The 16,443-nt window shown below is 41.5% G+C and carries 17 protein-coding genes and 1 pseudogene; 3 read left to right on the forward strand and 15 right to left on the reverse strand.

Going from position 1 to position 16,443, the window contains the following annotated elements:
* Positions 1 to 265 precede the first annotated feature (265 nt).
* A complete protein-coding gene (locus tag N6P30_RS13250; protein WP_004114857.1) occupies positions 266 to 691 on the forward strand; it encodes a hypothetical protein in 426 nt (141 codons plus the stop codon).
* A 145-nt stretch (positions 692 to 836) separates the two neighbouring features.
* Here N6P30_RS13250 and N6P30_RS13255 read toward each other — a convergent pair whose 3' ends face one another.
* From N6P30_RS13255 to N6P30_RS13290, 8 genes are all read right to left on the reverse strand, one after another.
* The gene (locus N6P30_RS13255) at positions 837 to 1,157 is read right to left on the reverse strand and encodes a cell wall-binding protein (RefSeq protein WP_260629949.1); all 321 of its coding nucleotides are present in this window, start codon (positions 1,155 to 1,157) and stop codon (positions 837 to 839) included.
* A gap of 26 nt (positions 1,158 to 1,183) precedes the next feature.
* The gene (locus N6P30_RS13260) at positions 1,184 to 1,570 is read right to left on the reverse strand and encodes a hypothetical protein (RefSeq protein WP_016239673.1); all 387 of its coding nucleotides are present in this window, start codon (positions 1,568 to 1,570) and stop codon (positions 1,184 to 1,186) included.
* Positions 1,571 to 1,619: 49 nt separating this feature from the next.
* Complete coding sequence (locus N6P30_RS13265) at positions 1,620 to 1,892, reverse strand: hypothetical protein (RefSeq protein WP_016239672.1); 273 nt, start codon at positions 1,890 to 1,892, stop codon at positions 1,620 to 1,622.
* Between the two features lie 189 nt (positions 1,893 to 2,081).
* Complete coding sequence (locus N6P30_RS13270) at positions 2,082 to 3,311, reverse strand: relaxase/mobilization nuclease domain-containing protein (protein ID WP_115186669.1); 1,230 nt, start codon at positions 3,309 to 3,311, stop codon at positions 2,082 to 2,084.
* Positions 3,308 to 3,712: a hypothetical protein gene (locus tag N6P30_RS13275; RefSeq protein WP_001594377.1), complete on the reverse strand. Its 405-nt coding sequence runs from the start codon at positions 3,710 to 3,712 to the stop codon at positions 3,308 to 3,310. Before N6P30_RS13275 ends, N6P30_RS13270 begins: the two co-directional genes overlap by 4 nt.
* A gap of 177 nt (positions 3,713 to 3,889) precedes the next feature.
* The gene (locus N6P30_RS13280) at positions 3,890 to 4,834 is read right to left on the reverse strand and encodes an ankyrin repeat domain-containing protein (RefSeq protein ID WP_045286507.1); all 945 of its coding nucleotides are present in this window, start codon (positions 4,832 to 4,834) and stop codon (positions 3,890 to 3,892) included.
* Positions 4,835 to 4,849: 15 nt separating this feature from the next.
* Positions 4,850 to 5,290, reverse strand: coding sequence for a hypothetical protein (locus N6P30_RS13285; protein WP_045286508.1), 441 nt, complete (start codon positions 5,288 to 5,290; stop codon positions 4,850 to 4,852).
* 356 nt (positions 5,291 to 5,646) lie between these two features.
* Complete coding sequence (locus tag N6P30_RS13290) at positions 5,647 to 6,633, reverse strand: ankyrin repeat domain-containing protein (protein ID WP_045286509.1); 987 nt, start codon at positions 6,631 to 6,633, stop codon at positions 5,647 to 5,649.
* A 519-nt stretch (positions 6,634 to 7,152) separates the two neighbouring features.
* Here N6P30_RS13290 and N6P30_RS13295 point away from each other — a divergent pair.
* A protein-coding gene (locus tag N6P30_RS13295) for an IS1 family transposase (protein WP_232937296.1) occupies positions 7,153 to 7,850 on the forward strand; the annotation gives its coding sequence in 2 pieces (ribosomal slippage) (positions 7,153 to 7,402 and positions 7,402 to 7,850; 699 coding nt in all).
* Positions 7,851 to 7,960: 110 nt separating this feature from the next.
* Here N6P30_RS13295 and N6P30_RS13300 read toward each other — a convergent pair.
* The 4 genes and pseudogenes from N6P30_RS13300 to N6P30_RS13310 form a co-directional block, all read right to left on the reverse strand.
* On the reverse strand, positions 7,961 to 8,224 hold the full coding sequence (locus N6P30_RS13300) for a hypothetical protein (RefSeq protein WP_016239666.1): 264 nt from the start codon (positions 8,222 to 8,224) through the stop codon (positions 7,961 to 7,963).
* Positions 8,225 to 8,243: 19 nt separating this feature from the next.
* On the reverse strand, positions 8,244 to 8,630 hold the full coding sequence (locus N6P30_RS13305; RefSeq protein ID WP_016239665.1) for a hypothetical protein: 387 nt from the start codon (positions 8,628 to 8,630) through the stop codon (positions 8,244 to 8,246).
* Positions 8,631 to 8,659: 29 nt separating this feature from the next.
* Positions 8,660 to 8,938, reverse strand: a complete 279-nt coding sequence (locus N6P30_RS24665) for a hypothetical protein (RefSeq protein ID WP_071839581.1) — start codon at positions 8,936 to 8,938, stop codon at positions 8,660 to 8,662.
* Positions 8,939 to 9,136: 198 nt separating this feature from the next.
* A pseudogene (locus N6P30_RS13310) lies at positions 9,137 to 9,538 on the reverse strand (relaxase); the annotation flags it as partial.
* An 84-nt stretch (positions 9,539 to 9,622) separates the two neighbouring features.
* On the opposite strand from N6P30_RS13310, the gene N6P30_RS13315 reads away from it, so the two are divergent.
* Positions 9,623 to 10,320 (forward strand): IS1 family transposase gene (locus tag N6P30_RS13315; protein ID WP_232937292.1). Its coding sequence is split into 2 segments (ribosomal slippage): positions 9,623 to 9,872 and positions 9,872 to 10,320, totalling 699 coding nucleotides; the frame shifts between segments, so codons are not numbered across the junction.
* A 45-nt stretch (positions 10,321 to 10,365) separates the two neighbouring features.
* Here N6P30_RS13315 and N6P30_RS13320 read toward each other — a convergent pair.
* Genes N6P30_RS13320 through N6P30_RS13330 form a run of 3 tightly spaced genes read right to left on the reverse strand, consistent with a single transcriptional unit; the run spans position 10,366 to position 16,329 of the window.
* Positions 10,366 to 13,605, reverse strand: coding sequence for a type I restriction endonuclease subunit R (locus N6P30_RS13320; protein ID WP_097476836.1), 3,240 nt, complete (start codon positions 13,603 to 13,605; stop codon positions 10,366 to 10,368).
* Positions 13,606 to 13,663: 58 nt separating this feature from the next.
* Positions 13,664 to 14,785: a restriction endonuclease subunit S gene (locus N6P30_RS13325; RefSeq protein WP_142441492.1), complete on the reverse strand. Its 1,122-nt coding sequence runs from the start codon at positions 14,783 to 14,785 to the stop codon at positions 13,664 to 13,666.
* Entirely contained in the window at positions 14,782 to 16,329 is a 1,548-nt protein-coding gene (locus N6P30_RS13330; RefSeq protein ID WP_045286511.1) for a type I restriction-modification system subunit M, read from the reverse strand. Before N6P30_RS13330 ends, N6P30_RS13325 begins: the two co-directional genes overlap by 4 nt.
* Positions 16,330 to 16,443: the final 114 nt, after the last annotated feature.

Here is a 16,443-nt window from a genome sequence, read left to right on the forward strand (position 1 = left end):
TTATCGGTAGTCGGGGCGTAAGCCAGTGCGTAGCACGCTCTCAAAAATATTCCTGTGGTTTTTTTATCTGAAATATGGAAATGACTCAGATAATTGAAATATGAAATAGTAATGCAATCTGGAGGACTCAATATCTCCACAGTGAAAGCTGTTTTAAGTGAGAATAGAATAAATATTGTTTTATAAAAATATTTTTAAATTACTATTGATTTTACTTTTTGAAGATGATAGTACTTAATTATAAAAGTAAAAAATGGAGAAAATTATGAGTGCTATTGATGTTTTATCTCAGGAGGAAAAGTTTATACATGTTGTTGATAAATTTATAACCCATCATCACAACAGCGTTAATAACAATGTCTTTTACAAAAAACTTTATGTTCTCTTCGCCGGGTATCATCTGAAGTATTTTTATTCACGGGCGCAGTATCGCAATTCATGTTATCACGTTGATAATATTATGCAGATGTTTACAGGAGTCGTTTCAACCCTGAACACAACTCTGCTCAGGAAGCTTGCAAACAGCAATACATTGCTGCATTGCCTGAATTCACTTGTGAATTATATTTCAGGCAATCTGGACGAAGCAGAGCATATTTATGCTGATTTGCTGGCTCAGTATGAAAAGAAACGCATTGCAGGCTCTCTGGCTTATACTCCGCCAGGCTCAGTGATCAGGAAAAGACTTTGATAGCGGCAGCAGCGTGTACAAGGAATGGGATGCTGAATGGTGGAGAGAAATGGAGCTGGCGTTTCCGGCAGGTCATAATCGAGTATTAAAAAGGCAGGAGCCACCCAGTTGGCGTCCCGCCTGTCGTGATGGCTTTAAGGTGGGTTTACTTATCAACGACCTGCCAGCCATCATCCGTTTTGACAAGGGTTACAGCAGCAGTACGCTTTTCGTTATCGACAATAGCCGTCACATTGCATTTATAACTTTGATCAGAGACTTCTATGCAGTCATGCTTTTTGACTGATTTTAATTCGCGCAGTGCGTCTTTTGGGACATCCTTGCCTGCTATAGATTTCACGAAAGCATTCGCCTGCGCAACGACCTTATTCATGGCAGTGTAAATATCCTGTTCGGAAGGTTCGCTGTTACAGCCACTCAGCAACGATGCAGCGGTAACGAGTGTGATAACGGCATAAGTTTTCATAAATAATTCCCTGGCTGTAACGTGAGTTATTGAATCAGACCTGTATTCATTCTGCTTTTATTTTCAGAGAACGAGCATTTGCTGACCGTTTCTCCTTTAAATTCGATTTCCAGCGTTTTGGCCTGCGTCTGTGAGCCCCCCGTCAGCAGCCCAACAACGGGAATAAATGTGGTGGCATCAAACTGATTGTTATCCATCGAATAAGTCCATTCTTCATTTCCACTATCAAGTGTAGTCTTGGTTTCGGGCTCACCTAATGCGGTAATGATTTCTGATTTCGTTGTTTTATTTTTGATGATTTTAGACTGCAGACTTTGTGATGTTTCTTTTTTCAGTTGCTGATTGCCTGATGTTGAACAACCAGAAATAAGGAAAGAAGAAATAAAAAACACAGAAATCATGAATCTGTTCATAAGTTATCTCATATTAGTTTTTTATGTTTGCGGTAGTGTGAAATTAATATCACCGTATAAAAATAACTCTATCTGCATATTTCTTTTTAATAATGCAGATAAGAATAATGACGCTGGCAAAAAACGTAATGACTGAGACAGGAGTGCTGCCGGTTAATGAAAATACTAACCAGGCGATAGCTAATGCCACGAATTGAAACAAGAATGCCACACTGAGCGGGCTTTCACCATAGGCCACTTTTGCATGACAGCCTTTGCAAACCCGCACACCATGTGGGCTTTGTGTAAAGCAGAAGGGGCAGCTAATCGTTTTATTATCCATCGTGACTCCAAGGACTGATTTAAGATGATGTATTTTTGAACATTTTCGATGAATGACCCGCTTTAGTAAAATTGCTTGTACCGATCGATGATTACTTCGTGATAGCTTATGGCTATCATAACTTAATTATCGATCTATACAAACGATCAATTATTCATTGACTATTGTTTCGTTATGGACTAGCACACCTTATGGTGTGTGGTGCTGGTTATTCCTAACTGATTGTTCCTGAGGAGAATGACTGGCTGTGAAAGGAACGGGTGCTAACAGGTGCAGATGAAGAATCTTGCGGAAAGGATGTGTTGTGGCATGCAGCAGTGACATTCCCCTGCGCCTTAGAAGTACAACAATTTGGTTGAGTAATAAAAGCCACACCTTCAGGCGACGCTGGCGGGGTATCTGACGGGTTGTATTGTGCAGCTTGCTCCTGAGCTGAATGATACCCACTGTCTCCTGTTGTCTTTCCAGACGAATTTTTTCTTCAAGCTGATGGATTTTCTCCAGAATCGTTTCCCGGTTTGCAGCCTGTTCTTCAGACTCGCATGATGGCACTGGCACTGGCACTGGCACTGGCACTGGCACTGGCACTGGTGCAGGTAGTATTGGCTTTTGTGCTTGTTTCAGTAAAGTCAGATGTTCCGGTACGAAATCAATCAGCGTTTGCAGGTAAGACCAGCCATATTTCTTACCCAACTGAGATGCTTTAAAGGCAATGCCCTGATACTGAAATGAAAAGCCGTTCATTTTTCCCGTTAAGGCGATATTGGGTTTACAGTTCACGCCTTCCTTTTCCAGCATAGTGATAAAAGTCAGCAAATCAGGGCGGCCGGTTAACGCATTATCAATCAGGCTCTGCAGAGTGGACTTGGGGCAGAGAGTTGTCGTTCGTTCAGCCATCATCAGCTCATTGCGGGAAGGCTTTCTTTTCTCCTGACGATGACCACTGTTTGCAGGTGTAGTTTGAGTGAGTTTGTGGACTTTCTCCAGTTCGCTGATAATCCGGGTACTGATGAGGTTTTCATTTTTACCAAGGTATAATTTCCCACCGACCATGTTAATTCTGTTAGCTATTATATGGATATGCTGCCCGTCCGAATCATCGTGCATGATATAGCAGCGAAGATGGGTTTCAGTGAATCCCATCCGGGTCATATAATCGTCAGCGAATGCCGCCCATTGTCTGACTGACAGTGTTTCTCCCTTTGGCAGGCGAAGCGAATTATGCCAGACAGGTTTGGCGACACCGGGGCGCAGTAGTCTTGTGCCTTCAAATTCACTGATAAGTTCAGCAGCAGTGCTTCCCGTCATGTTGCCACCGATAATATAAGGCGTGATTTTGTGGTGAGATCCTGGCTTAAGGCTATAGAGAACCACACCTGCAAACTGTTTACCCCGCTTTATTTTCTGCATGCCTTTCACTGGTCTTGCTCCAGAAAGGTTGATGGAATAAGGTGATCCCTGAGAGTTTTGATTTGTCTGCGCAGGGCGAAGAGTTCTGTACGGGTCAGTTCGCTGTCAGGGCTTTTGCTGTCGAGATGATTCAGCAGGCGGTTTAAATCCTGTGAAAGGTTGCCGAGTTTAATCCATGCTTCACGATTGATTTCAGGTAATACCGGTGGGAGTTTGTTGAGGGATGCCATTCTTAGCCATTCCCCTTTTTTATAAGGGCCTCTTTTACTATCGAGAATAGATAATTCTTCTTCGTTTAACCGAACGCTGACGCAGTGAGTTCGAACTTCATTAGGTGAATATTTTGCTGTATGGAATTTACCTCTTCTTGAGCTTCTTGATAGATCTTCTTTACTTTCATTTTTATGCATATCTAACCTTTTTTAAAATGTGTTCATGATCTACAGTTAGCGCATTGGTAAAATAAGTCAAGGCATTGTCGAAATTTATAAATAAGAGAGGTGGAGCAGATTGCTAATTAGGTAATCTGCTCTGGGTAAAAATAGGGTTCATATTAAATTCATTATGACAGTGAGGAGGGGCGGAGGTTACAATCTACGTTTTACTGGCATTAAAGAGATTGTTTGTTTCATAATTTCGCTAAGTTTCTTTCTCTCATGTTCTGCTATATATTTACAAATCTCATCATGTCGAATATGCTGTTCCAGTTGTTTTTTATCTATTTTGATATCATTGCGGATAAACCATTTAATGGTTTCAATGTCCCCGCGTAAATCATAACCTCGCAGTACAATATGGCGAAAATGTGTGTTGCTGATATCTGTCTTCTTCTTTAGTTCACTGAAGAAAGAGCTCATTTCATTTTCATTGGCACTTAGATAAACCTGGCAGTTATCAGAGATAGTAAAGTTAAGGTTTTTCTTCTGAAGCAAATCCATTATCTGCAGACTTTCGCTGTTGAGGTAGTTGAAAATTACTGGACTGCTATCCTTCATACTAATATGACGAATGAGCATTTTGGCTTTGAAATCGCCTAATGAATAGCAAATTTCAAAAATACCATGACCCTGGTTATCTCTGTGGTTTATATCGCAACCGGCCTGTACCATCAAATCAAAGATAGAGTGATTTTTTACGTAAAAAAGTATTGTTCTTCCGCATTTATCCACATTGTTGACATTAATTCCAGCATTGATCAGGGTTTTGCAACAGGATATATTATCAGCTAACGAGCATAAACAGGTTTGGCCGAGACCATTTTTGTGGTGTATATCTACGCCGGAATCAATCAATTTTTTCAGTATGTGAGGATTTCGCTGGTTAAACAAAACATTGTGACCATAGTTGTCAACATGGTTAAAATCTATTCCTGCTTTAACCAGAGTGTCAATCATTCTTGGGTTTTTACAGTAAAACAGTATATTTCTTCCAAACGAATCCAGTGTATTAATATCGGAGCCTGCAGTAATGCAAGCCTGAATGTCTTTTGGAGTTTTACAAGAGAGTAATGCATTTATTGCGTTGTTATTCATAATTTTTCTCCTCTGTTAAGCGACTAATCTGATATAGTTTTCATGGTTGGTTTTATATTCCTTTATTTTTTTAATGTCTTCGTAAATTCGAGCGAGTGAAAACCATGAGATCTCTTTCAACATGTTTTTGTTGCTTACATACAAAATGTTACCACCGCGAAATGAAAAAGCATTATGGAATGTACTTTCATTCGTCGTTTTGAGAAATCGAATGAAATTTTTTATTGTCTCTTTTTTGTTCATGTTATAAGAGGTGAATGTATAGATAGAGAATACGGTTAAAATATTTCTCTTCGAGACCATATGTCTTGAGAAATAATCGAAATAAAATCTTTGCTCCTGAGTGTCACTTTTGCAGAAAAAAGAAAATTGTGGATTATATAATCTATAAAGATCTGCGTTCTTTTTTGTTTTGGCGAGATAGTTAGTCAGGCTTGGATAGTTTGTTTTATTCATTTTAGTTCTCCTTTATTTAATTAACAAATGAAATATATATTATTAAATAAACAAAATGCAAATATATTTTTATATTTATTTAATTAAATAGTTATATTTTTATTATATTTCATATAAGGTGTTGTTTTTCATTGTTATATTATTTTTATCAAAAAGTGCTGTGTTTTATTTGATTGATTTGGTTTGAGAGTAGTGATTGATATTGTATGAATTGGCGATGAGGGTGTTTTAAAAAATAAATTTATCAAAGTGCTAAGGTGCAATGTGGGGCTTTGTATTAAATTAATGATGTTAGCGCCCCTTGGCTATCTAACTAAAGGTTAAAGCCAAGGGGAGAGTGTTCAGGCAGATTCAATTCATAATCTTTTTTTTGTAATTGCTTTACAGGTAACTGGTTGAAGCGTTGTTCGTAAAACCTTTTGCTCTCTCTGTGATTTTTCCTGGAGGATTTCTTCATAGAAGTAGCGTTCTTTTAGTGATTCTATATCAACTTTTATATCATTACGTATTAACCATTTAATTAGCAGTCTTCCTGCATAGTGCGTCAGTAGATATGTACTGCTTATGTAAAACCAAACATGACTAATGTCTGTCAGCTTCTTTAGTTGTAAAATTAATTTTTTAGCGTCGGCATTTGTTGGTGTTATGATACATTTATCACTTATCTCAAATTCATTTTTTTGTTTTATAAGCAATGACAACAGCTCAATTGATTTAAATGTAATGTTCTTGAATACAATTTTTGAACTGTTTGTAAGGTGAATATTACGGATAAGGAAGCGCATGTAGTTATCATTTTTAGATTCCCAGTGCGTATATTTACCAACTATGCTATTATTTTCTGACTGCCAGTGATCGAATGCTGTCTGTCCACTTATATTTTTATGATTAATGTCGCAACCAGCCTCAATTAGTGCATCGTACACATATCCTTCAAATGGAATGAAAAGAAAGGAATTGCCATAGCTATCTTTGGCATGGATATCTAGTCCTGCTTTGATAAGATATTTTATTAACCCAGGTGAAACATTAATATGCTGTATGGCAAGGGTGCCTGACTTGTTTCTGTGGTTTACATTAATTCCATTGCTGACAAGAAGTTCCACCGTCTCTATATTTTGAGCATAAAACAATGCATTGTTTCCGTCATTGTCTAAGTGGTGAATGTCAATGTCAGCGTCAATCATTGCCTGTATAGCTTCGGGTACATTACAGGTAAAAAGAGCAGTTTGACCTTTACTATTGCACATATTTATATCCATGCCAGCCTTGAGGCAACGAAGGACACCATTTTTAGACTTTACACGGAATAGGTTATTTTTATTATTTTCTCTTGATATCATTGTTTATCTCCTTTTTTGTTGTTTTCAAGATATTAATGACACCAGATTTTACGGTATTCAAATTTATTTTTGTTTTATTAGGGGGTATCTGATTTGGTTTGCTTGAGGTTATTCTTAACTTAATGGAACATAGGGACGTTAAGGTTATCCTATGTGATGTGGATTAACCATTTTCACAAGAATATTTATCCATATTGGAACTAATTTGTATAAAGGAGATAATTAGAGGCTCAGATATTAATAATATAGAGAGTAATGCTATAGGATATGGAAAAGATCATGTAATATAATGGTGGTTATTAATGTTCTTCTTAATTTTGGAAATTAAATGAGTAGTGTTTTTTATGAGGTTTTTTTCTGTTGATAATTCTTATTAAAATTTGAAGAGCATCCTTTAAGTTATTCGGCTTGAGGATGCTCATTTAAAATTTAAGCAGCGGAGTCTTTTTCAACAGCCAGGAAGGGGTGATGCTGCCAACTTACTGATTTAGTGTATGATGGTGTTTTTGAGGTGCTCCAGTGGCTTCTGTTTATATCAGCTGTCCCTCCTGTTCAGCTACTGACGGGGTGGTGCGTAACGGCAAAAGCACTGCCGGACATCAGCGCTATCTCTGCTCTCACTGCCGTAAAACATGGCAACTGCAGTTCACTTACACCGCTTCTCAACCCGGTACGCACCAGAAAATCATTGATATGGCCATGAATGGTGTTGGATGCCGGGCAACCGCCCGCATTATGGGCGTTGGCCTCAACACGATTTTACGTCACTTAAAAAACTCAGGCCGCAGTCGGTAACCTCGCGCATACAGCCGGGCAGTGACGTCATCGTCTGCGCGGAAATGGACGAACAGTGGGGATACGTCGGTGCTAAATCACGTCAGCGCTGGCTGTTTTACGCGTATGACAGGATACGGAGGACGGTTGTGGCGCACGTCTTCGGTGAACGCACTCTGGCCACACTGGAGCGTCTTCTGAGCCTGCTGTCGGCCTTTGAGGTCGTGGTATGGATGACGGATGGCTGGCCGCTGTATGAATCCCGCCTGAAGGGAAAGCTGCACGTAATCAGCAAGCGTTACACTCAGCGCATTGAGCGACATAACCTGAATCTGAGACAACATCTGGCAAGGCTGGGACGGAAGTCACTGTCGTTCTCAAAATCGGTGGAGCTGCATGACAAAGTCATCGGGCATTATCTGAACATAAAACACTATCAATAAGTTGGAGTCATTACCCAATTCTTGGCTAAATTTGCGATCCTACCTCAGAATGCAAATAGCCGATTATAAAAGCTCCCGTTCGGGAGCTTCATTTCAATAGTTAATCAATCTTAATCACCCACAAATTGCCAGCCGTCATCTGTTTTTAGGAGTTTAATTGATGCTGCTTGTTTTAAACCACTAATATCCATCACTACATTACATTTATAGCTTTTATCTGATTCTTTCGTGCAATCTACTTTTTTCACTGAGGTCAGTTGGCTTCCCGTCCATTTACTTAAAGCAGAATAAATATCTTTTTCAGAAGGTTCGGAATTACAGGCTGTTAATAGAAAAGTAGAAAGGATAACTGCGAGAATTGAGTATGTTTTCATTTTCTTATTCCGGAAACGATTAATTAAGAATGCCAGATTTTGTATTGTTATTATCAGTAGAGAATGTCCATTTGCTTACGGTTTCTCCATTGAAGTCGATTTCGAGAGATTTAGACTGAGTCTGGGAACCGCCAGTTAGCAAACCGACAACAGGGATAAAAGTCGAGGCATTAAACTGATTGTTATACATGAAATATCTCCATTGCTCGTTGCCATCGTCAAGAGTCGTTCTGGTGTCAGGCTCACCAAGTTGAGCAAGTAGCTCTGCTTTAGTTGTTTTGTTTTTAATTATTTTTGATTGTAGACTTTGAGCAGTTTCATTTTTAATTTTTTGGTTCCCTGATGTTGAACAGCCAGAAATTGAAAATATTGCAATAAAAAATGATGTAACAATAAATTTATTCATTTTATCATCCTTATTATATTTGGCCGGGGTTAGCTTTTATGTGTGAAAATGGCTCTGTGTGAAAATTTCTTACGCAAATAAAATCTTAAAAAAATTGCCGAGGCAAAATAGATAACGACAGTTAATATAAAACTTTGACTGATAGCAAATATGAAGAAAGCAATTACTAACAGCACAATTCCTATGAGTAAAGCTAACCAGGATGAAACGGCTCCATATTTGATAGTCGAATGACAGCCAGTGCAGACACGAACACCGAACGGACTCTCTTTAAAACAAAATGGGCACTTTATTGTTTCGTTCTTCATGGTAACCCCAGGGTAGAAGATTTACTGCGTGTTTGTAGGGATTCTCGATGACTCGTTGGCTTTAGTAAAATTGATTGCACCGATCGATTATCGGTAATTGATAGGTGATGACTATCATAGATAGATTATCGATCTGTAATAACGATCAATTTATTATTGACTTATCCTAAATTTACTACTATCAAAATGATTTTACTGTCAGGGGTAAGCAGTAACTTGTTGTCTATAAATGAATTTTTTTCCTTTGCGTAGAGGCCCTGTGGCATAGAGTTTTGAGAATCCAGGGAGGGGCTTATGAAGAATGCTCTTACCATAGCTTCGGAGAAGCTCTGTAAACCTTCTAAGAAATGGAAGCCAGCCGATAAGCCTGAGATGCTTTTGCTGTTTGACGGCATTCTTTTGAAGGATCTTTTCTACGATTTCGTTCCGTTTGTCTTCTCTGAGCCGTAATTCCAGTTCTGCAATTTTTCCACCGATACTTTCCCTTCTCTCAGTTGTCCTTAAAATCGTTGCAGGAGCAGGAGCAGGAGCAGGAGCAGGAGCAGGAGCAGGAGCAGGAGCAGGAGCAGGAGCAGGAGCAGGAGCAGGAGCAGGAGCAGGAGCAGGAGCAGGAGCAGGAGCAGGAGCAGGGTAATGCTGCCAACTTACTGATTTAGTGTATGATGGTGATTTTAAGGTGCTTGCGTGGCTTCCATTTCCATCAGATGTCCTTCCTGCTCCGCTACTGAAGGCGTGGTGCGTAACGGCAAAAGCACTGCCGGACATCAGCGCTATCTCTGCTCTCATTGCCGTAAAACATGGCAGCTACAGTTCACTTACACCGCCTCTCGGCCCGGTACACACCAGAAAATCATTGATATGGCCATGAATGGCGTCGGATGTCGCGCCAGTGCACGCATTATGGGCGTTGGCCTCAACACGGTTTTACGACACGTAAAAAACTCAGGCCGCAGTCGGTAAACTCACGCATACAACCGGGCAGTGACGTCATTGTTTGCGCGGAAATGGACGAACAGTGGGGTTACGTCGGCGCTAAATCACGCCAGCGTTGGTTGTTTTACGCGTATGACAGGATACGGAGGACGGTTGTGGCGCACGTCTTCGGTGAACGCACTCTGGCCACACTGGAGCGTCTTATGAGCCTGCTGTCACCCTTTGACGTGGTGATATGGATGACGGATGGCTGGCCGCTGTATGAATCCCGCCTGAAGGGAAAGCTGCACGTAATCAGCAAGCGATATACGCAGCGAATTGAGCGGCATAACCTGAATCTGAGGCAGCACCTGGCACGGCTGGGACGGAAGTCGCTGTCGTTCTCAAAATCGGTGGAGCTGCATGACAAAGTCATCGGGCATTATCTGAACATAAAACACTATCAATAAGTTGGGACCATTACCAAATAGTTTATATGCTAAAAATTTAGGGAATCATTTTCCTAATTCTCCAGCTAAAAGTTCAGCCTGCTTCAAAACAGTCTCTGTGGCGAGCAATGACATATCAGGCGGATAACCATATTTTTTGAGCAGACGTTTTACCACCACGCGAATTTTTGCTCTTGCTGCTTCTTTCACTGTCCAGTCAAGACTGACATTGTTGCGGATAGCCTCCGTAAGTACGACTGCCAGTTCTCGTAGTTTTTCCTTTTCCATTAACTCGCGAGCACTGTCGTTATCTGCAACAGCAGAATAGAAGGCATATTCATAAGCGCTGAGGTTTAACTGGCTGGCAAGGCTGTCAGATTCCTGGATAGTCTTGGCAAGCTTGATTAGCTCATCAATTACCTCCGCTGCGGTCAGTACCTTGTTCTGGTAGCCATTGATTGCAGAGGTCAGCATATCAATCAGTTTTTTGCCTTGGGTGATACTTTGATTCGAGCGAACCTTGATCTCGTCAGAAAGCAGTTTTTTAAGCGTTTCCAAAGCAATATTTCTGTGTTGGTAATCCTTCATTTCCTGAAGGAATTCTTCAGAAAGAACGGAAATATCAGGTTTTTGTATCCCAGCAGCGTCAAAAATATCAACAACTTTATCGGTAACCAGAGCCTGATCGATAGTCTGTTTTACCCGAACTTCGAGACTGTCATTGTGTTCTTCTTCTGATCCGTCTGAGTTTTCAGTAAATTTATTCAGTCTGGCTTTTACTGCCTGGAAGAATGCTACTTCGGGTGCCGCTTCCATTGCTTTATCGTGCGGTGTCGCCAATGCAAATGCCTGCGATAAGGCTGCAACCGCAGCGAGGAAACGCATTTTACCTTTACCGTTATCCAGCCCTAAAACATGGTTTTCTGATTCAAGAATAATTGTCAGGCGTTGTGAGGTAGTTGCGGCAAAGTAAGCTTTGTAATCGTAGCCATACATCATGCCTTCTAGGATTTCCAGCTTTTCCTGCATGAGCGTTACGGCTTCTTCCTGAACCTCAGCAGGATCTCCACGTCCACCTGCATCAGAGTAAAAGGAGAGGGCTTCTTTTAAATCAGAGGCAATGCCCAGATAGTCAACAACCAGACCGCCTATCTTATCTTTATACACACGGTTCACACGGGCAATTGCCTGCATGAGGTTGTGGCCTTTCATTGGTTTGTCGATATACAGCGTATGCATGCTGGGAGCGTCGAAGCCGGTTAACCACATATCACGCACTATCACCAGTTTCAGCTTGTCGTCGTCATCCTTCATACGGTTAGCCAGAACCTGACGTTCTTTTTTTGTGGTGTGGTGTTTAGCGATTTCTGGCCCGTCAGCAGCAGAAGAGGTCATGACGACTTTTATTATACCGTCATTTAAATCATCGCTGTGCCATTCAGGCTTTAAGGCTATGATTTCTTTATATAGTTCAGCAGCAATACGTCGGGACATGGTAACAATCATGCCCTTGCCATGATAGGCATTAGATTTTAAGCGCTGTTCAAAGTGTTGAACCATATCCGCCGCAATGGCTTTAATACGTTTTGAACTGCCAATCAGACCTTCGATTCTGGCCCATTTAGAACGTTCTTTCTGGGTAAGCGTCAGTTCGTCTTCGTTAAACTCATCGTCAAACTCTTCAATAAGCTGTCGGCCTTCATCACTGATGGCAATTTTCGCCAGACGGCTTTCATAGAAAATACGCACGGTTGCACCGTCTTCAACGGCCTGTGAGATATCGTAGATATCAACGTAGTTACCAAAAACAGCAGGCGTGTTGACGTCCGTTTTTTCTATGGGGGTTCCGGTAAAGCCGAGATAGGTCGCATTAGGTAAGGCATCACGCATATATTTGGCAAAGCCATAAACAGTGCGCTTACCTGTAACGTTGCCTTCACTGTCTTTCACGTCAACTTCTTTGGCGCTGAAACCGTATTGTGAACGGTGGGCTTCATCAGCGATAACGACGATATTGCTTCTGTCTGACAACAACTCATAGATATTGCTGCCATCATCAGGCTGGAATTTTTGAATAGTAGTAAACACCACACCGCCAGAGGCGACACGCAAATATTCTTTGAGTTCTTCCCGGTTGTTGGCCTGTTTTGGTGTCTGACGAAGTAGCTGGGTCGCGGAAGAGAACGTACCGAATAGCTGATCATCTAAGTCGTTACGGTCAGTAATCACAACAACTGTCGGATTATCCAGCGCCAGCACAATTTTCCCGGTATAAAACACCATCGAAAGCGATTTACCGGAACCCTGAGTATGCCAGACTACGCCCGCTTTGCGATCTCCGGTTTTTTGCGCATTAACAAGATCTTTACTGTTACGTCCCTGCTGGCGCAGTGCCACTTCGGCAGAGGGGGAGTCCGCATTCACCGCTGAGGCACGAATAGTGGAAAGAACTGCTGCATTGACCGCGTAGTACTGGTGATAAGCCGCCATTTTTTTAACAGTACGGATACTGATAATCCCTTTGCTGTCTTCATGTTTGCTGGCCTCAAACACGATAAAGTGGCGGATCATATCCAGCAGCGTTACAGGATTAAGCAACCCCTGTAATAAAACTTCGAGCTGTGGTTGGGTACTGGTAGCTGGCGTTTTACCGTTTGCGGTTTTCCACGTCATATAACGACTGAAATCAGCAGAAATCGTCCCCGCCTTGGCATCCAGTCCGTCAGATATCACATTAAACACATTGTACGTAAATAGGCTGGATATTTGGTTCTGATAGGTTTTAATCTGGTTATAAGCGCCTGATAACGTGGAATTTTCGTCAGCAGCATTTTTGAGTTCAATAACGACTAACGGCAGACCGTTGATGAACAAAATAAGATCCGGCCGGCGGGTATGGTTGCCTTCTTTGATGGTGAGCTGATTAATGACCAGAAATGCATTATTAGTGGGATCGTTAAAGTCGATCAGGCTGGCCAGCTCCCCTTGTGTATTACCATCCTTGCTGACTTCGATATTGATTCCTTCGGTCAAAAGGCGATGAAAGGTTAGATTGTTTGCCATTAGGTCAGGTGAGCTGATCTGCATCACCTGTTTTAGAGCTTCCTCACACTTCTGCTCACTAAGGTGCGGATTAATTCGTTGCAATGCTGTACGCACTTTATCTTCAAGGATAACCTGCTGATAGCTACGTAACGGATTGATTCCACTGGGTTCAATGTCCGGGCCGTAAACATACTCATAGCCCAGCCCTTGCAGGTGCTCAATTGCCATTACTTCAATATCGGATTCGGTCATCTTTGCCATGCGTACTGTCCTTATTGCCGCTTAACCAGAGAGCGGGCTGTACACCCGCATAATTATTTTATGCTACTGATGCGATTGCTTCTTCTGCATACTGAACCCGTACTTCACCGCTCATCAGTTTGGGAAGTAAGGTATCGCGGAGTTTTTCTAAGCTATCAATTTGTTTTGAGTTGTTAATAAGTTTACTTTCAAATGAATCTAATAACTCATTAATTATACGTAGGGAAGCTTCTGTTGGCAGATTAACATTGAACTTCTTAAGATGATCCAAGTTAACTCGTTGTCTGCCAGTTGAACCTTCCATACAGCTTTCTGCATATTCTTTGAAGTCCGGGTTTCGGCACATGATATATGAGATAAAAGGATGGATTTCTTTTTTAGGACGCATAACTATGAATTCGGTAGAACCCCATCCAGTTTCATTGTCGTCTAAAAAATCAATATAGGCCGCTTTCCCATTTTCTAAACATGGGGTAATTCTGGCTAGCAAGGTATCTCGTTTAGTAAATTTAGTTCCTGAAGAAAATGGACGTCTGTAATATCCATTTGCACGAAAAATAACAGTGCTCAGTCCAGCCATGTCCAAATAAGTAGCGTCTTGGCTTTTAATTAAAGTTCGCTTTGGATTAAAGTCAATTATCTGATCTATACTAACTGATACACCAGTGCTATCTAAAATAAACCACTGCCTAAACAGGGTTTCGGCCATGGATTCCAGAGTTTTATTCTGGCGATGAAGCAGGTCTATTTTGTCATCAAGAGAGGACAGTACAGAGGCGATGGCTTTTTGCTCTGGCAGTGAAGGTAATAGGATCTCTTGACTATAAGCGGTATCCCTGTTTAGTCCAGGAACAGCGCTATCTTCGTTCAGTTCTTCCAGCCCTAATGTTTTCAACAAATAGAATAAAAAAACAAAATCATATTTCGAAGGGTTAGGTAAAATATAATAAGCAGTATCAATACACCAAAATGGTCCATAAGTTAAGTACGCTTTCCCAACATTTCCTTTACGACCAATAATAATTCCTTGTTCGTTTATTAATGCTTTGTTATGCCAACCAGTTAATCCACCTGAACTATATACAGGTATAGAGCCAGCATTCCTATCCTGTGCCTTTAATGCTTTACCATAATTAAGAATGACAATCTCACCAAGTTTAGTTTTTATCCACTGACTCATAAAACCACCTTCGCCAGACTCTCAGCGATAGACTTATTCAGATGCGCTTCTTCTTCCAATTGTGCTTCAAACTCCGCTTTAAGAGCCGTAAAACGTTCTTTAAAGTCAAAATCGTCTTCTTCGTCAGCAAGGCCAACATAACGACCAGGTGTCAGCACATAATCAAGTTTAGCAACTTCATCAATGTCTACTGACGCACAGAAACCCGCAATATCTTCATATTCGCCACCTTTGTTACGCCAGTTATGGTAGGTGTCTGCGATGGTTTTAATATCGTCGTCAGAAAGCACTTTGGTACGACGATTAATCAAATGACCAAGATTACGGGCATCGATAAACAGAATTTCTTTACTGCGATCACGATATTGGCTGCTATTTTCACGATCACGACGCATAAACCATAACGCCGCAGGGATCTGGGTGTTCAGGAACAGTTTTGCAGGTAAATTAACGATACAGTCAATCACATTGGCATCTTTTACCAGTGCGGCACGGATATCACCTTCACCAGAACTTTTAGATGTTAAAGCCCCTTTTGCCAGTACAACACCAGCCTGACCTTTTGGCGACAGGTGATACAGAAAATGCTGCATCCAGGCAAAGTTAGCATTCCCGGTAGGTGGGATACCGTATTGCCAACGGGCATCGCCACGAAGCTGCTCACCGGACCAGTCAGACACGTTAAACGGTGGATTGGCAATGATAAAATCAGATTTCAAATCTTTATGAGCATCGTTAAGGAAAGAACCTTCACTGTTCCAGCGGACGTGTTCTGAATTGATACCCCGGATAGCCAGGTTCATTTTTGCCAGACGCCAAGTGGTCTGGTTGGATTCCTGACCGTAAATCGAAATATCGTCAATATTTCCCTGATGCGCTTCAACAAATTTTTCTGACTGAACGAACATACCACCAGAACCACAGCAGGGATCAAAGACACGGCCTTTGTAGGGTTCCAGCATGTTAACCAGCAGGCTAACAATGGATTTTGGTGTATAGAACTGACCGCCTTGTTTACCTTCTGCCAGTGCGAATTCACCAAGGAAGTATTCGAATACGTGGCCTAATACATCAGCAGAACGCGCTTTGGCATCTCCCAGTGCAATGTTGCCAATCAGATCTATCAGTTCACCCAGCACAGTGGCGTCGAGGTTCTGGCGAGCGTAGACTTTCGGCAGCACACCTTTTAGCTGTGGGTTACCCGCTTCGATAAGCTCCATAGCATCATCAACCAGCTTACCGATTTCGGGTAGCTTGGCCTTAGATATTAGATAGTTCCAGCGTGCAAGCTCAGGGACAAAGAAAATGTTGTAAGCGGTGTACTCGTCTTTATCTTCCGGGTCAGCGCCTGCGAACTCGCCTTCACCAGCCTTCAGCAACTCATAATGAGATTCAAAAGAATCAGAAATATACTTAAGGAAAATGAGGCCCAGCACGACATGCTTGTACTCGGCTGCATCAATGTTCTTACGTAGCTTGTCAGCCGCTTTCCACAGGATGACCTCTAACGGGTCTGTTTTGATTTCTTTAGGTTTTCTGGCCATTAGCGTAACTTTGTGAAGGGGGGAGATGGCTCTATTTTGCCTTAAAGTTCCGCTCGTTACGAGCTTATACAGCGATTAATTATTATCTGGTTTTAGTGTGTTCGTGTAGCTCAG

It is taken from the genome of Enterobacter sp. PL1 (genome assembly GCF_945957325.1).
Lineage (GTDB): Bacteria > Pseudomonadota > Gammaproteobacteria > Enterobacterales > Enterobacteriaceae > Enterobacter > Enterobacter roggenkampii.

Bases quoted from the DNA above. Each gene is read 5' to 3' on its own strand.
- N6P30_RS13250 (WP_004114857.1), top strand. From the start codon at position 266: ATGAGTGCTATTGATGTTTTATCTCAGGAGGAAAAGTTTATACATGTT.
- N6P30_RS13305 (WP_016239665.1), bottom strand. From the start codon at position 8,630: ATGAATAAATTTATTGTTACATCATTTTTTATTGCAATATTTTCAATT.
- N6P30_RS13330 (WP_045286511.1), bottom strand. From the start codon at position 16,329: ATGGCCAGAAAACCTAAAGAAATCAAAACAGACCCGTTAGAGGTCATC.
- N6P30_RS13255 (WP_260629949.1), bottom strand. From the start codon at position 1,157: ATGAAAACTTATGCCGTTATCACACTCGTTACCGCTGCATCGTTGCTG.
- N6P30_RS13275 (WP_001594377.1), bottom strand. From the start codon at position 3,712: ATGCATAAAAATGAAAGTAAAGAAGATCTATCAAGAAGCTCAAGAAGA.
- N6P30_RS13320 (WP_097476836.1), bottom strand. From the start codon at position 13,605: ATGGCAAAGATGACCGAATCCGATATTGAAGTAATGGCAATTGAGCAC.
- N6P30_RS13290 (WP_045286509.1), bottom strand. From the start codon at position 6,633: ATGATATCAAGAGAAAATAATAAAAATAACCTATTCCGTGTAAAGTCT.
- N6P30_RS13280 (WP_045286507.1), bottom strand. From the start codon at position 4,834: ATGAATAACAACGCAATAAATGCATTACTCTCTTGTAAAACTCCAAAA.
- N6P30_RS13300 (WP_016239666.1), bottom strand. From the start codon at position 8,224: ATGAAAACATACTCAATTCTCGCAGTTATCCTTTCTACTTTTCTATTA.
- N6P30_RS13285 (WP_045286508.1), bottom strand. From the start codon at position 5,290: ATGAATAAAACAAACTATCCAAGCCTGACTAACTATCTCGCCAAAACA.
- N6P30_RS13265 (WP_016239672.1), bottom strand. From the start codon at position 1,892: ATGGATAATAAAACGATTAGCTGCCCCTTCTGCTTTACACAAAGCCCA.
- N6P30_RS24665 (WP_071839581.1), bottom strand. From the start codon at position 8,938: ATGAAGAACGAAACAATAAAGTGCCCATTTTGTTTTAAAGAGAGTCCG.
- N6P30_RS13325 (WP_142441492.1), bottom strand. From the start codon at position 14,785: ATGAGTCAGTGGATAAAAACTAAACTTGGTGAGATTGTCATTCTTAAT.
- N6P30_RS13260 (WP_016239673.1), bottom strand. From the start codon at position 1,570: ATGAACAGATTCATGATTTCTGTGTTTTTTATTTCTTCTTTCCTTATT.